This is a genomic window from Ochrobactrum chromiisoli (assembly GCF_026241335.1).
Classification (GTDB): Bacteria; Pseudomonadota; Alphaproteobacteria; order Rhizobiales; family Rhizobiaceae; genus Brucella; species Brucella chromiisoli.
This window is the reverse complement of record NZ_JAPHAV010000020.1, coordinates 14309-28768: the sequence shown is the minus strand read 5'-3', so window position 1 is coordinate 28768 and position 14460 is coordinate 14309. Positions and strand designations below refer to the sequence as shown.

Below are 14460 nucleotides of genomic sequence, written 5' to 3'. Positions count from 1 at the left end.
AACTGTGACTATGACACGTCGCCTCGTTCTTGTTGGCGGGATCGCAGTTACAGCGCTTAACGCTGTGCCGCGTTTAGCTCTAGGGTCTATGTCTTTGGAGCCTGTGACGTGGCAAGGACAGGCATTGGGTGCACCAGCCAACATCATTCTCTATCACTCGGACCGCAACAAGGCGGAACGATTGATCCGCAGCAGTGTAAATGAGGCTGCACGCCTTGAGGATATTTTCAGCCTCTACCGACAAGACAGTGAGCTCTCACGCCTGAATCGCGCTGGTGCTTTGGCTTCTCCCTCGCAGGAGTTCGTGGAGTTACTTGGAATTTGCCGTGAATGCTGGCAACAAAGTGGAGGTTTTTTTGATCCAACAGTCCAACCGCTTTGGGATTGCTTGAGAAAACATTTTTCGCAACCAACACCCGATCCTGCCGGGCCAACACATGATGATTGGGATGAAGCGTTGACAAAAGTTGGTTTTGACCATGTCCGGTTCGACAACAACCGGATTGCCTTTACAAAACCAACCATGGCTTTGACATTAAACGGAATTGCGCAGGGTTATATCACCGATAGGATTACAGCTTTGCTCAAAGCCGGTGGTGTTAAACATGCGTTGATCGATATGGGTGAATATCGCGTGATCGGTCATCAACCTGACGGGAAGCCATGGCAGATTACTATATCTCAACTGGAGGTAGGATCCAAGGCTGAAGCCTCGATTAGTATTGCAGACCAGGGGCTTGCGACATCGAGCTTTTCTGGCTTCCAGTTTGAAAATAGTGGAAAGTTCAACCATCTGCTCAATCCAAAAACCGGGTATTCAGCCTCACTATATCAGTATTTAACAGTGGTAAGCGACGATGCAGCCCGAGCCGATGCCTGGGCCACAGCGTTTAACCTCATGGAAAGGCCAGAAATCGAAGTCATTCTTCGCAATCTGCCCAATACGTGGGTTTTCGCGAGACGACGTAATGGCGAATATTGTACGTTGAATGTACCAAACGCTTCTTCGATAACATTTCTATAATTAGTCGGATAAACATCTGGATATTTTTCAACTAACCAGGGGTCGGTTCCGGCTGGGGGCGAAATGACACTCTAAGGATTGTCTGCGGGAGGGGGCGAGATATTACCCCGAGCCTCCCGCGAGAACCGCCCGACGTGGTCGGATGGGTTGCAGTTAGTTTCTGACACCCAATGCGAGGCGGCAGGCCAAACCCGCGAAAACTGTCGCGAGAAGATACTGCGGTAGCTTCCTGAATCGGACGAAGCCGGTGACTCGACTACGGATATGTCCGCTCAACAGGACAACCGTGCCATTTACGAGAAAGCCAATCCCGTTCAGCACAGTAGCCAGAACCAGCATTTGGACGGTGAGTGACCCTGCTTCTGGATGCACAAACTGAGGAAACAACGCCAGGACAAAGAGGGCCATTTTCGGGTTTAGAAGATTTGTTGCCAGACCTTCGCCGAGAATCCGCTTCAATGAAAATCGTTTTAGGCCCGATGTAGGGGAGAAATGAGTGCCCTCAGAACAAATGGTTTTTCAAGCTAGGTACAGCAAATAGGCGCAGCCAGCCCAGCGAACGACCTCATATGCCATTGGAACCGCGACAAAAAGCTGTGAAAGTCCCAACGCTGCTGCGAGAGCATGGCAATATGTGCCAAGTGCTATACCAGCATAGGTTAGGAACCCTGCGGATCGCCCTTGGCTTATGCTGCGTGAAGCAATGAGAAGCATATCGGGTCCGGGCGTGGCGGTCAGCACGACACACGCAGCGGCAAAAAGCATGATAGTGGTGAAATCCGGCATATCGTTTTCCTTCGAGTTGGCCGGAATTCCGATCTATCAAAATCCATGAAGATTGCAAGTCTGAGCTGATGACAAGTTGCGAATAGTCAGCTCCCCGACATCAGATGAGTGTCCCGCGTTCGCTTAACGATTTCGGCGACGGTGTTTTTGCTGATTGCCATGTCGCGGGCGATCCAGCGATAGCTACGCCCCTCCGCGACAAGGGCGAGCACTTTTGGGGCGAGGCGATCTCCTTTTGGACGCTGGCCTGTCTGGCGTCCGAGTTTCTTTCCCCGCGCTTTTGCGGCGGCGAGACCGGATTTGACGCGCTCACTGATGAGGTCACGTTCAAATTCAGCAATGCCCGACAGGAATGTCGCCAACATCCGGCAATGCGGTGACGATAAATCAAATGCCATGCCGTTCATGGCGATGACGGAAACCTTCCAGTTTTCCAGCTCTCTCAGCGTGTTGAGAAGGTCGATCGTGGAGCGGCCCCATCGAGACAGCTCGGTTACGAGGATGGCATCGATCTGCCGGGACTGGGCCAGCGCCATGACCTTTCGCCGCTCGGCGCGGCCCAACTTCGTACCGGAACCGGTCTCCTTGGGGTCGTTTGCAGGAGGGGGCGGAATCCTACGCTAAGACTTTGGCCAGCGATATTCTCCGGTTAGATTGATGTGCTCCCATCCGAGAGGTGAGACGTGAGCCAGAACATCGGGCGATATCAGTTTTCCATCGCGTTTCTGGTTAGCGACGACTTCACCCAGCTTCATGGTGTTCCAGAAGATGATAATTGCCGCGAGCAGGTTCATGCCAGCGATCCGGTAGTGCTGGCCTTCGGCGGAACGGTCGCGGATTTCGCCGCGCCGGTGGAAGCTGATGGCCCGCTTCAGCGCGTGATGTGCCTCGCCCTTGTTGAGCCCTATCTGGGCGCGGCGTTGCAGATCGGCATCCAGAATCCAGTCGATCATGAACAGGGTGCGTTCGATGCGGCCGACCTCGCGCAAGGCCGTGGCCAGTTCGTTCTGCCGCGGATAGGAAGCGAGCTTACGCAAGATTTGGCTGGGCGCGATGCTTCCAGCGGCAATCGTAGCGGCGATGCGCAAGATATCAGGCCAATTCCGCTCGATTATGGCCTGATTGATCTTTCCGCCAATCAAGGTCTTCAAATGCGTCGGCGCGGACGAAGGATTGAATGCATATAGCCGCTTGGACGGAAGATCGCGAATCCGCGGGGCGAAGCGGTAGCCGAGAATGGCACATGCGGCAAATACGTGATCGGTAAAGCCACCCGTGTCGGTGAAATGCTCGCGGATATTGCGACCGGCATCGTTCATAAGCAGACCATCGAGGATGTATGGAGCTTCGCTCGCCGTTGCAGGAATCACCTGGGTTGCGAACGGCGCATACTGATCCGAGACATGACTGTAGGCTTTCAGGCCCGGGGTATTGCCATATTTAGCGTTGACCATATTCATGGCCTCACCTTGCTCTGTGGTGACAAAGAACTGACCATCGCTCGAAGCCGACGTACCCATGCCCCAAAACCGGGCCATGGGTAACGCCGCTTGCGCTTCGACAACCTTGGCCAGCGCCCGGTCGTAGGCTTCGCCTTCGACATACCATCGCCCTATGCGGATCAACTCCCAGAAAGTGTGGGTGTTCGTCGCGTCGGCCATCTTGCGCAGGCCGAGATTGACCCCCTCCGCAAGGATGACGTTCATCAGCCCGATCCGGTCAGCGCAAGGCGCTCCGGTGCGCAGATGCGTGAACGCTTCCGTGAAGCCAGTCGCTGCATCCGCTTCCAACAAGAGATCGGTGATGCGCGTGGGCGGGATCTGCTTGTAGAGATCAAGCACTAGATCTTCGGCGCCTGTCGGCGCGGCGGCTTCGAGCTTCTCAATATGCAGAACGCCGTTTTCGAGCGACCCGCCGGGAATCGTGCCCGAGCGTGCCGCACGGCCAAGCTCGCGCAACCGCATGTCGAGGCGAGCGTGCCGGTCTGCCAGCCATTCCTCCGGCCGCAATGGTACGGCGAGACGGCCGCTTTCCGCCACGGCTTGCGCCGGAACAAGTGCGTGTTTCAGATCGCCATAGCGCCGGGACTTGGCAAGCCAAACGTCCCCGGAGCGGAACGCATCGCGCAAATGGAACAGCACCGCGATCTCCCAGAGGCGACTATCACCAGCCGTCTGGGCACGAAGATGGCGATGCCATTTGGAGCTCGGTCGCAGGAAGCAGGTCAGCGCGGGATCGTTCAAACTAGTACGCAGGGCCGTCACCGCTTCTAGAAGCGGCAGCGCGACTGGCGCAGCCCGCAAATCGAGCAAGCGCAACATGCGAGGAGCGTACCGGCGGAAACGGTGATAGCCGTCGAGCACATGATTGAGCGGATCGGCAGTCATGGTGGCGGTTAGCCTGGCCGTCATCTCGTGCATCGACCAGGGCCCCTCCAATTGCAGCGAAGGATTTCAGGGTGTCGCGCACCGCGTTCGCCTCGTCAGCGACCTTCGCTTGGCAAATGCGCTCCGACGCCCGGTAGAGACGGCCGACGATCCGGTCGTGGGTTTCGACCACGGCATCAGCAAGCATCGCCTGCCATTCAGACGCGCACACCGCCAGAATCGCAAGCCGCCTGTCTTCCGGGAGATCACGCATGCCGTCGGCGTAATACCGTTCGCCCTGCCTGCGCAAACGCGTCACCCGATGAGCAGGAACACCAGCAAGCATATCCTCGGGAAGATCGACACGTTGCAGATACTCGAGCCGGTCGAGCAGCCGGTTGGCCGACGACGAGTTCGAGCCGAGCTCGAACTGACGCAGCCATACGAAACGGGTCACCCGATCGTCAGCCGTCTCCTCTAGCAATGCCAGTAACTGTTCCCGGATAGGCATGGACAACCGATCGGCAATCCGCGCCTCGATTTGCCGCTCGGCATCGACCAGAGCCGTGGCGCAGAGGCGCTCGATCGTGGATGTCGCGGGAAGAACCGTGCGGGTGCGACGGCATTCAGCCACAAAGCGACGGGCAATATCCTCGTTCGATACCGCTATCTCGGCTTCCCGGAACAGCCAGTCCTTCAATTCGCGCGCACCACGTCCAGAGAATGTGCGGAATCCGTAGAGCGCCCGCAACTCCGCCAGATGCTCATGTCGCGTCTCCTCACGGGCGGCATAGTCAACCAGATCCTCGGCATGCAAGCCGAGTTGTGCGCCGATAAATTCGACGACCTCTGCTGGAATCAGTTCGCCGGGTGCCAGCACCCGACCGGGATAGCGCAGGACGCATAATTGCAGGGCGAAGCCGAACCTGTTGTGTGGACGGCGGCGAAGCATGATGTGGCCGAGGTCTTCATCACTCAACGTATAATGCTTGAGTAAATCCACCTGCGAGATTGGCAGACGCAGCAGCGCGTCCCTTTGCCGATCAGTGAGAGTGACGCGACGCGGCATCCATGTTCCTTTATCAAAATTCGAGGATGTTCAAGACGCTTTGTTTATGAAGCTGGTTGAGATACATTTCCAGCGATCAAATCATTTGTGGCAAACGCACCGCCTCAAACCACCGTTTGTGTAACAGGGAATAACAGGCAATGAACCAACGTGACCCGGATGAGAACGGTTGGCTTAGCTCTTCTCAAGCGTGGATCGACAGAATGCCAGATGCCGGCGATTTCGCGCGCGAGTTCATCCTCGACAAGCCGATGCTGGAACGAGCCGAATTGTCGGACGCGGCAAAAATGTTGGATATCGGCTGCGGCGAAGGACGGTTTTGCCGTATGGCAAAGGAGATCGGTATCGATGCTGTCGGAATTGATCCAATCGAACCGTTTATTGAAAGAGCACGAAACCGTGATCCAGCTGGTAAATATCTCAACGCTTTTGCCGAGAAATTGCCTTTCTATGATGAAGAGTTCGACCGGCTCTGTCGCAAATTTTTTAGCGGGTTATAGTCGGCCTTCTCTGCGGACACACTTATGCTGCGAGTTCCGCAAAGACCTCGAATGGCGAGCGGTTGTCATTTGCAAATTGGTTCTTGCGGATCATATGTGCGACTTCGATGCCTGCGATTGTTGCTGAAGCTGAATGCAACGCTTTGAAGCCCATCATCGGCTTTGTGATCCGCTTGATGAACCGATGATCCTGCTCAAGGATGTTATTGAGATATTTGACCTGAAGAATTTCAATCATCTTGCTGTGCCCCGTGATTTTCAGGATATTGTTTACAGCCTGGGCTCCGGCGAGATTGGCGCCGCTTTTATCAATGACAATCTTCGTTGGGATGCCGTTGCTTGCCATGGCCTTCTTGAAAAAACGCCGTGCAGCACCGAGATTTCGGCGTTCAGAGAACATGAAGTCCAGAGTTTGACCATCACGATCAACCGCCCGATATAAATATGTCCATTTCCCTTTGACCTTTATATAGGTCTCGTCAATACGCCATGAACCGCGTGTTGGGCGTTTACGTTTCTGTGCTTGATCTACGATCTGTGGCGCGTAACGAACGACCCAGCGGTTCAGTGTTGCATGGTCAACGTCTACGCCTCGTTCAGCCATGATTTCCTGCAGATCACGATAGGAAACAGAATAACGGACGTAAAAGAAAACAGCATAGAGGATGACGCTTTTGGGGAAATGTGCCCCTGTGAAATCGATCGCCATCCCCATTCTCCTCGCTCGAATATCCGCATCAAACGTATAATAGCGAAGAAAAGGTCAAAATTTTGCGACAGAGCCGAATTGCTCATCCGTGAACGGAAACAGAAATTGGAACGAACGGGTACTTTGGCCCCGTTAGCATCGCGGGTTGTCAAGGTGATTGCCATGTCCTTTTCGGCTAAAAAGGGTTTGGATGTTCAAATACCCTTCGAAAACTTAGTCGTCGCGTCGCTGAGAATGCGAGATCTGCGAATATCGGAAAAATCACACAGAATCTTAGGTGTAGTTTGTTAAATAAATATGTAGATATATTTTAGTAATACTTAAGATAAGATTTTACTTAAAGATATTAATCCGGATTATAGGATTTCAAAGGAACGAATAGATAAATAATTATTTAAATATACAATGAATAATAAGAATATAAACTATGACAGTTAACGTACTAATGCCCGTCTATAACAAAAGCTGCCAAAGGCTATAGCTCTTGGATGCAGAAAAACCGCCGACTGTCATCCAGTTGACGGCTTCCTTTTTCAAAAACTCAACGTCGTTTTCAAAGCCGGTTATTTGTAAGCGGAAACCACGATTTCGATCAGCGTATCCCCACCCAAATCAGCAACGCCAACCGTTGCACGGGTTGGCAGCAGCGAAGGATCAATCCACTGCTTCCAGACCTTATCCATTTCAGGCTTCCTATTGAGGTCTGTTACGAAGATGGTGGCTGCCAGAAGCTTGTTCTTGTCCGTGCCTGCCTGTGCCAGATAACTGTCGAGCTTGGTGAGGATTTCACGGGTCTGGCCGGCCATATCGAGGCTTTCATCATCACAGGTGGTTCCTCCGACATAGACAATGCCGTTGTGTTCAACGACGCGATGCATGATCGGCGTCTGAATGAAACGCTCAGCCATAGTTTAATCCTTTCAAATGGTTGGGGAATTTTCCGGCTGCTCGCCATTCACGGCGAAAACAGCATCGGGGGTTTGGGGGAGTGCTGCGATTTCGCCGAGCGGCACCGGTTTTACTGGAGCACGCAGACGATAGAAGCCGACTGTTTGAGGAGCACGGTTTTGCACCTCGGCCAGAATGTCCGTGACGGTGGAACTGCACATGCGACCCTGACAGGGTCCCATGCCGCAGCGGAACATGGTTTTAAGCTGGTTGGGGCCGGCGATCTTGCAGGCTGCCGCATCGCGAATTGCGCCTGCGGTCACTTCTTCGCAACGGCAGACAATCGTGTCTCTGTCCGCCGGTGCGCGAAATGCCTGTGAAGGCAGATAAAGCGCATCAATAAAGGATCGACCGCGTGCGACGCATCGCGCTTGCCCCTGCAGCTTAGCGATTTTTGACGCCAACGATGTTGCTCGTTGCGGAAAGATGTCCTGACAGGCCGCGAGCGCCGCAATCCGACCGCTCTGCTCAGCAACCAATGCACCGCCGATGCCGCTGCCGTCACCCGCTATGAAGATGGCCGCAACAGACGAACGCCCGTTGCCGTCGAGTTGTGGTTGAAAGCATTTCTGACCGTCGTTCCAAACCAGGGCACAGCCGGAAGCATTGGCGAGATTGTTGTTGGGGATCACACCCTGATGCAGGAAGACGCTATCGACAGTAAGCCTGTGTGTCGTGCCTTTTGCCAAAAAGCAGATCGCTTCTGCTTCATTTTTTCCTTCAACACCAATATCAGTCACGCCCGAATAGACCGGCACCGACTTGCGCACCTTCAGAAGAAGTGAAAGACCCTTTAAGGCATAGGGCGAGAAGAGGAACGAGATCAGCCGCCAGCGGGCCTTGATATAGTTTGCTCGGGGCGTGGTATCGAGCAATGCTGACACCTTGGCACCAGCCTGCAAAAGTTGCGCGGCGAACATGTAGAGCAGCGGGCCTGTTCCCGCTAAAACCACACTTCCGGTGGGCAGGAGGCCGGAAGCCTTCAATGCTATCTGCGCTGCGCCAACGCTCATAACACCCGGCAAGGTCCAGCCCCTCAAAGGCATCGGGCGCTCCATGGCACCGGTCGCGAAGATGACGCGGCGCGCTTTAACAATCCCACTCTTGCCACCGACCGATACCCGCAGATCGATACTGTTGGAGCTGTCGCCCTCCTGTGGTTCCACACTCCAGACGAGGGCCTGCGGCACATAGCTGACACCGCTGGTGATGAATGCGTTCAGGAGATCTTTGCCTCTCCAGTAGTCAGTCCCGAGAAACGGCCTTCGGTCCGTGGTATTGTGTTCAATGCCACGGTAAATCTGCCCGCCGGCTGCGGGGTTTTCGTCGAACACAACCACGTTAGCGCCAACGGCGCTTGCCTCTGTGGCTGCCGACATGCCGGCCGGTCCCGCACCGACAATGGCGAGGTCGTAAAAAGCGTCGAGCTCATGAAGAGTGGAAATTCTCTTGAGCATTGGCGTCATGGTTCCACCTGGCGTGCACCGGTCTGGGAAGAAATGATCATCCCATTGGCCACAGGCGTCATGCACGCCTGACGGTTCTGAACACCATCAATGGTGACCAGACATTCAAAGCAGATACCCATTAGGCAATATGGCGCGCGCGGCTGATCACCAACAACGCTGCTTCTGAGCCGGATGATGCCCTCTCCAAGCAACGCTGCGGCGACAGTTACATGAGAAGGCACCGTTAAGGTGCGCGCATCGAATGTGATCGTCACGGTTTCCTCTGGCGTCTCAGTTTTCAGGAACATTTTAGCAGACATGAAACCTCCGGCCGGAGAACACATCACCAGCAAGCTGTTTGACATCGGTTGCTATTTCCTGCGCCACGATCAGCGCGTGATTGGCTGCAAGCGTGACGCCGGAATGGCACATGACGGCGTAAGCACCGGGGTGGCTTTCGGATTGTTCGTAAATGGGCAGGCCGTCCGGTGTCTTGACCCGAAAGCCCGCCCAACTGCGAATGACATTGACCTTGGAAAGATGCGGGAATGTCCGCACTGCCCTGTTGGCCAGAACCGCGCTGATATCCTGATTGGTGGCGATCCGATCCGTGTGAGTTTCCTGACTGTCGCCGATCATCACACCGCCTTCATCGGCTTGGCGCAGCGTGGCCGCCGTGTAGGGGAAGAAAGGCGCGCATTTCTCCGTTACAAGAATTTGGCCTTTGCTGCGCAAGACCGGCGCTTTAAGACCGACACTCCCGGCGAGCTCTGCATTGCCGTTGCCCGCTGCCAGAATGACGCGCTCGGTAAAGACCTCGCCCCATGCGCCGCTTAAAAGAAAGCCGCCACCCTGCGGCGTAATGGAAGCGACTTCACAATGCGGTTCATAGCCAGCGCCGAGTTTGATCAGGCCGATATGCAAGGCGCGAAACAGACGCAACGAATTTACATCACCGTCCATCGGCGAATAGATCGAGCCGATTACATCCCCCCCGATGGCGGGCAGCATTCTGGCCGTTTCCCGATGGTCGAGCACGACGTGTTCCGGGGCGTCATTGCCAAGTTCGCGCGCGACTGTCGCAACGTCTTCGGCGCACATTTCAAGCTCACGCTCGGTGAGGCAAAAAGTGAAAGCGCCGGTCTGTTTGAGCGCTACATCAAGACCGGTGACATCTCGCAACTCCTCTGCAAATGTAGGCCACAGGCGTGCAGATTGCATGGTCCAACGGGCATAGTGTGGTGCGCCTACGCCTTTGCCCTGTACCCAGATGAGCGCGAAGTTGGCACGGGATGCGCGCAGGGACAGGTCTTCTCCGTCGAGAAGCATTGGTTGCAGACCGGATCGGGCGAGGCCCCAGGCGATGGTAGCGCCAACCAGTCCCGCTCCGATAATGACTATGTTCTGATCCGGCAATCTGCGCATTCGTAAATTCAATCTGCTGTCACAGTGTCGTCAGGGAAGGGCCTGACGGCGGTCAGGCCCGATTGCGTCGGCTCAGTTTTGTGGGCTCACATCCACTTTGAACCACTTCTCGGAAAGCTTTTTCACCGTGCCGTCAGCGATCGCTGCCTGAACGGCTGTATCGAAGCGACCTTTCAGGGCGGTATCGTCCTTGCGCAAGCCGACGCCGATCATGCCGAAGACCTTACCGGAAAAAAGCGGGCCGGCTAGCTTGGCACCCTTCAAGTCGTCCTTTTCGAGAGCCGCAGCAAGAACTGTGGCATTGGCGACAACCGCATCCACACGACCGCTGGTCAGGTCGAAATTGTGTTCCTCTGCGGTTTTATACTCACGGACATTTGTGCCATCCTTGAAATATTGCTCCATAAAGGCGGAAGCGGTTGTGGAACCTTGGACGCCGACGGTCTTGCCATTGATTTTCTTGGCGATTTCTTCGAGCACAGGCTTGGCCGCCTCAGAATCGACATTCAGCGGCTTGCCGCCTTCCGGCAGATCGGCGAGGTCGCTATCACCCATAACTGCAAAGGAATTGATGGCTGCCGCATAAGGCGACGAAAACGCGATCACCTCCTCACGCTTCGGCGTGATGCTCATGCCCGCCATGATAGCGTCGTACTTGCCGGCGGTCAGCGACGGAATGATGCCGTCCCAGTTCTGCGCGGTGATTTCGCATTTCACTTTCAGGCGCTCGCAAAGGTCTTTGGCGAGATCGATCTCGAAGCCTTCCAGCACGCCGTTGGGGCCAGAAAAATTCCACGGCGCATAAGCACCTTCAGTCGCGATGCGCACGACATCTTCGGCATGCGCTGTCGGGGCAACGGCGAGAACGCCGAGGACGGAAAGGACGAGTTTCAGTTTCATATGTTCACCTCTGTTAAAGAACTGATTGATCAGTTTCATATGTTTTGTTTGGAAATGAATTGCCGGAACCGCTCGCTTTTGGGGTTGGAAAAAACCTCGTCGGGCGTACCTTCTTCTTCAATCACACCCTGGCGTAGAAACACGACACGGCTGGAAACATCGCGGGCGAAGCCCATCTCGTGGGTTACAACCAGCATGGTGCGCCCCTCTGCCGCCAGATCGCGCATGACCTTTAACACCTCGGCCACCAGTTCGGGGTCGAGTGCGGAGGTCGGCTCGTCGAACAGCATGATCTTCGGACGCATCGCCAGCGCGCGGGCAATTGCTGCGCGTTGCTGTTGGCCGCCGGAAAGTTGCGCAGGATAGAAATTGCGTTTATCAGCTATGCCGACCCGCTCCAGCAGTGCTTCAGCTTCTGCAACGCACTCCGACCGATTTCGCTTCTGCACATGCACAGGCGCTTCGATCAGATTGTCGAGGATGGTCAGGTGCGACCACAGATTGAACGACTGGAACACCATCGTCGCCTGACCACGCAACCGTTGAACCTGTTGTGTGTCAGTGGGACGAGGCGCTCGTCCTGGCTGCTGATCGAGCTTATACGTCTCTCCATGAATAGCCACGCTGCCCGCATCCGGCACTTCCAGCATATTGATGCAGCGCAGCAGTGTGGACTTGCCAGATCCTGATGCTCCCAGAATGGAGATGACTTCACCCTGATGGGCCTGCAAGGACACGGAATGCAGAACCTTGTGCGCGCCGTAGCATTTTTCGAGGCTTTTGATTTCGACCGCAGGCGTTTCGAAATGTTGCATTATGCGTTTCCTCCGGCATGCACGATGTCAGGCTGTCGATGGGCCGCGGAAAGGCGGTATTCCAACAGTTTGAAGATTCTGGTGACCACGAAATTCAAGAGGAGATAGAGCGCGCCGGCGCAGATGAAGACTTCGACCGGCCGATAGGTGGCAGATATCAGCTTGGCCGCCAGCCCTGTCACTTCCATCATTGTGATGGTTGATGCCAGCGCCGTGGACTTCACCATCAAGATAACTTCATTCGAATAGGCGGGTAGCATCTGCCGCAGAGCCTGCGGTGCAAGAATGCGACGGATGAGTGTGAAGCTGCTCATGCCATAAGCGCGCGCCGCTTCGATCTGCCCTGTCGCGACCGACAGAACGCCACCACGGATGATTTCGGCGCTGTAGGCGGCTGTATTGAGCGCCAGCGCTAGCACCGCGCACCAATAGGGTTCGCGTAGAAACGGCCAGAGAAAGCTCCTGCGCAATTCGGGAAACTGGCTGAGACCGTAATAGATGATGTAGAGCTGGACCAACAGTGGGGTGCCACGCAGTACGAAGATATAACCGCGCGCAATAAGGTCCAGGATCAGATTGCCCGACAGGCGCATCGTAACCAGCAGGGTGGCCAGCACGGCACCGCTGACAACGGAAAACGCCATGAGTTGCAGCGTCAGCGGGATACCGCGACAGAGCTGGACGAAACTGTCGAACATGAATGGCAGGTCGAGAAAGCTCATACCGCCCTCCGGATGCCGCGCATCGCACGTTTTTCGGCGTTCCTGAACAGCAAGCCCGATGCGAAGGTGATCACGAGATAAAGCAGCCCGGCAGTCAGGAAGAAGGTAAATGGCTTGCGGGTTGATCCAGCGCCGATTTGCGCCTGACGCATCAGTTCAACCAGTCCGACCACCGAGATCAGTGCGGATTCCTTCAGGACAAGCTGCCAAACATTGCCGATGCCCGGAATGGCGAAGCGCGCCGCCTGCGGCACCATGATGCGGCGAAACAGCAGACGCGGCGGCATGCCATAGGCTTTGGCAGCTTCGATTTCGCCTTTAGGGAGTGCAAGCACTGCGCCGCGATACACTTCGGCCTGATAAGCGCCGGATACTACGCCGATGGCCAGTGCGCCGGTGACGAAAACGGGTGCACTGACGAAACCTTGTCCGCCAAAGAATGTACCAAGCTGGCTTAACAAAGCGCTGCTGCCAAAATAGAACAGGTAAATAATCAGTAGGTCCGGTATCCCGCGGAGCACGGTCGAATACCCATCAGCCGCTATCCTGAGAATACGCTGAGATGAAAAAGACGCAGCGGCGGCAATCATACCAAACACTGTGCCGGCGGCGAAGCCGCAGAATGCTACCGCGAGCGTCATGCCAGCGGCGCGGAGCATGTCGTGCCCCCAGCCATCCTGAGAAAAGCCCATTATTTCCAGATAGGCGCTAACCGCACTCAATTGCATTGTTCCCATTTTTATGTCCGCTGCTCTCATCGCGACGGTACGATTATGGGAAAGGTTTGACAGTGCGCCTCAATACAGTCAAATTCAAAATTAAGCCTAGAGCATAACCCAATATTATGGTGAAACATGAACCTGCGTCAGGTCGAAGCGTTCCGAACCGTCATGCTGACAGGAAAAATGACGGCTGCAGCGGAACTGATGTCGATCACGCAGCCCGCCGTGAGCCGCCTGATCCGCGACCTTGAGATCGATACCAAACTCAAGCTCTTTAACCGTCGCGGAAACCAGCTGATCCCCACGCAGGCAGCCATGACGCTGTTGCAGGAAGTGGAGCGGGCCTATGTCGGGCTCAATCGGATCAGGAGTTTCGCCGACGAAATTAGTCGTCAGAACGCAGGCATGTTGCGTATCGCGGCCATGCCTGCACTCGCAAATGGGATCATGCCGCGCTTCCTTGCGCGCTTTCTCAAACCCCGTCCCAATATTCATGCTTCCCTAAACGGCATTTCCTCCGCGTTGGTTGTGGAGTCGGTTGCGTCAGGGCAGGCCGATATCGGCTTTGCAGACGGCCCGCTGGACAGACCCGGGTTCGATATCGAAACGCGTGTTATACCGGCAGTGGTTGCGGTCCCGGAAGGACACCGACTGGTAGACTATAGGGAGGTTTCTCCTGAGGATCTCGCCAATGAACGGATGATCACACTTGAACCGGGATCGCTTTTTGCTATGCGCGTTGAAGTTGCGCTGGCGCGCATCCCACGATCGGCCACCATTGAAACCCGCCTGTCACACACGGCGCTAACACTGGTTGCCGAAGGCGCCGGTATAACAATCATTGACCCGTCCTCTGCAACCGATTTTCGCGGGCGCGGTGTGGTGACACGGCCATTTAACAGCTTTGTTGATGCAGGGTTTCTTATCATTCGTCGGAGCAACCGCCCTGACAACAGCCTGGCTCAGCGGTTTATCCACGAGTTCTGGGCCTATCATGAAACGCTGCTTGCGCAGCCATGAAGATAG

Annotated in this window: 13 protein-coding genes and 2 pseudogenes; 3 read left to right on the top strand and 12 right to left on the bottom strand. The window is 55.3% G+C overall.

Annotation, left to right across the window (positions count from 1 at the left end; translation table 11 throughout):
- The first annotated feature begins 4 nt into the window (after positions 1–4).
- Positions 5–1024, top strand: a complete 1020-nt coding sequence (locus tag OPR82_RS20910; protein ID WP_265986862.1) for an FAD:protein FMN transferase — start codon at positions 5–7, stop codon at positions 1022–1024.
- Positions 1025–1177: 153 nt separating this feature from the next.
- On the opposite strand, the pseudogene OPR82_RS20905 reads toward OPR82_RS20910, so the two are convergent.
- The 3 genes and pseudogenes from OPR82_RS20905 to OPR82_RS20895 form a co-directional block, all read right to left on the bottom strand.
- Positions 1178–1810, bottom strand: a pseudogene (locus OPR82_RS20905) (LysE family translocator).
- 86 nt (positions 1811–1896) lie between these two features.
- Positions 1897–2424 carry a recombinase family protein gene (locus OPR82_RS20900; protein WP_265986896.1) on the bottom strand — a complete coding sequence of 176 codons (528 nt, stop codon included), beginning with the start codon at positions 2422–2424 and terminating at the stop codon, positions 1897–1899.
- Between the two features lie 6 nt (positions 2425–2430).
- Positions 2431–5245: pseudogene (locus tag OPR82_RS20895) on the bottom strand (Tn3 family transposase).
- Between the two features lie 140 nt (positions 5246–5385).
- Between OPR82_RS20895 and OPR82_RS20890 the strand changes: the two are divergent.
- Positions 5386–5745 carry a class I SAM-dependent methyltransferase gene (locus OPR82_RS20890; RefSeq protein WP_265986859.1) on the top strand — a complete coding sequence of 120 codons (360 nt, stop codon included), beginning with the start codon at positions 5386–5388 and terminating at the stop codon, positions 5743–5745.
- Positions 5746–5767: 22 nt separating this feature from the next.
- Here OPR82_RS20890 and OPR82_RS20885 read toward each other — a convergent pair whose 3' ends face one another.
- The 9 genes from OPR82_RS20885 to OPR82_RS20845 all read right to left on the bottom strand — a co-directional run bounded on the left by OPR82_RS20885 (position 5768) and on the right by OPR82_RS20845 (position 13404).
- The gene (locus OPR82_RS20885) at positions 5768–6454 is read right to left on the bottom strand and encodes an IS6 family transposase (RefSeq protein WP_265986858.1); all 687 of its coding nucleotides are present in this window, start codon (positions 6452–6454) and stop codon (positions 5768–5770) included.
- 563 nt (positions 6455–7017) lie between these two features.
- Positions 7018–7362 carry a RidA family protein gene (locus OPR82_RS20880; RefSeq protein ID WP_094543992.1) on the bottom strand — a complete coding sequence of 115 codons (345 nt, stop codon included), beginning with the start codon at positions 7360–7362 and terminating at the stop codon, positions 7018–7020.
- 12 nt (positions 7363–7374) lie between these two features.
- The gene (locus OPR82_RS20875; protein WP_265986855.1) at positions 7375–8868 is read right to left on the bottom strand and encodes an NAD(P)/FAD-dependent oxidoreductase; all 1494 of its coding nucleotides are present in this window, start codon (positions 8866–8868) and stop codon (positions 7375–7377) included.
- A complete protein-coding gene (locus OPR82_RS20870) occupies positions 8865–9158 on the bottom strand; it encodes a (2Fe-2S)-binding protein (protein WP_265986894.1) in 294 nt (97 codons plus the stop codon). Before OPR82_RS20870 ends, OPR82_RS20875 begins: the two co-directional genes overlap by 4 nt.
- Position 9159: 1 nt before the next feature.
- Positions 9160–10275: an NAD(P)/FAD-dependent oxidoreductase gene (locus OPR82_RS20865; RefSeq protein WP_265986853.1), complete on the bottom strand. Its 1116-nt coding sequence runs from the start codon at positions 10273–10275 to the stop codon at positions 9160–9162.
- Between the two features lie 72 nt (positions 10276–10347).
- Positions 10348–11175, bottom strand: coding sequence for a lysine/arginine/ornithine ABC transporter substrate-binding protein (locus OPR82_RS20860; RefSeq protein WP_064323232.1), 828 nt, complete (start codon positions 11173–11175; stop codon positions 10348–10350).
- Between the two features lie 35 nt (positions 11176–11210).
- Positions 11211–11990 carry an ABC transporter ATP-binding protein gene (locus OPR82_RS20855; protein ID WP_007880466.1) on the bottom strand — a complete coding sequence of 260 codons (780 nt, stop codon included), beginning with the start codon at positions 11988–11990 and terminating at the stop codon, positions 11211–11213.
- Positions 11990–12712, bottom strand: coding sequence for an ABC transporter permease (locus tag OPR82_RS20850; protein WP_265986849.1), 723 nt, complete (start codon positions 12710–12712; stop codon positions 11990–11992). The genes OPR82_RS20855 and OPR82_RS20850 overlap by 1 nt, the downstream gene beginning before the upstream one ends.
- Positions 12709–13404, bottom strand: a complete 696-nt coding sequence (locus OPR82_RS20845; protein ID WP_064322622.1) for an ABC transporter permease — start codon at positions 13402–13404, stop codon at positions 12709–12711. The genes OPR82_RS20850 and OPR82_RS20845 overlap by 4 nt, the downstream gene beginning before the upstream one ends.
- A 162-nt stretch (positions 13405–13566) precedes the next feature.
- Here OPR82_RS20845 and OPR82_RS20840 point away from each other — a divergent pair, with 162 nt between their 5' ends.
- Positions 13567–14454 carry a LysR substrate-binding domain-containing protein gene (locus OPR82_RS20840; RefSeq protein WP_265986848.1) on the top strand — a complete coding sequence of 296 codons (888 nt, stop codon included), beginning with the start codon at positions 13567–13569 and terminating at the stop codon, positions 14452–14454.
- Positions 14455–14460 lie beyond the last annotated feature (6 nt).

Coding starts and splice junctions, on each gene's coding strand:
- OPR82_RS20840 (WP_265986848.1), top strand. CDS start 13,567: ATGAACCTGCGTCAGGTCGAAGCGTTCCGAACCGTCATGCTGACAGGA.
- OPR82_RS20855 (WP_007880466.1), bottom strand. CDS start 11,990: ATGCAACATTTCGAAACGCCTGCGGTCGAAATCAAAAGCCTCGAAAAA.
- OPR82_RS20880 (WP_094543992.1), bottom strand. CDS start 7,362: ATGGCTGAGCGTTTCATTCAGACGCCGATCATGCATCGCGTCGTTGAA.
- OPR82_RS20845 (WP_064322622.1), bottom strand. CDS start 13,404: ATGGGCTTTTCTCAGGATGGCTGGGGGCACGACATGCTCCGCGCCGCT.
- OPR82_RS20860 (WP_064323232.1), bottom strand. CDS start 11,175: ATGAAACTGAAACTCGTCCTTTCCGTCCTCGGCGTTCTCGCCGTTGCC.
- OPR82_RS20865 (WP_265986853.1), bottom strand. CDS start 10,275: ATGCGCAGATTGCCGGATCAGAACATAGTCATTATCGGAGCGGGACTG.
- OPR82_RS20885 (WP_265986858.1), bottom strand. CDS start 6,454: ATGGCGATCGATTTCACAGGGGCACATTTCCCCAAAAGCGTCATCCTC.
- OPR82_RS20875 (WP_265986855.1), bottom strand. CDS start 8,868: ATGACGCCAATGCTCAAGAGAATTTCCACTCTTCATGAGCTCGACGCT.
- OPR82_RS20870 (WP_265986894.1), bottom strand. CDS start 9,158: ATGTTCCTGAAAACTGAGACGCCAGAGGAAACCGTGACGATCACATTC.
- OPR82_RS20850 (WP_265986849.1), bottom strand. CDS start 12,712: ATGAGCTTTCTCGACCTGCCATTCATGTTCGACAGTTTCGTCCAGCTC.
- OPR82_RS20890 (WP_265986859.1), top strand. CDS start 5,386: ATGAACCAACGTGACCCGGATGAGAACGGTTGGCTTAGCTCTTCTCAA.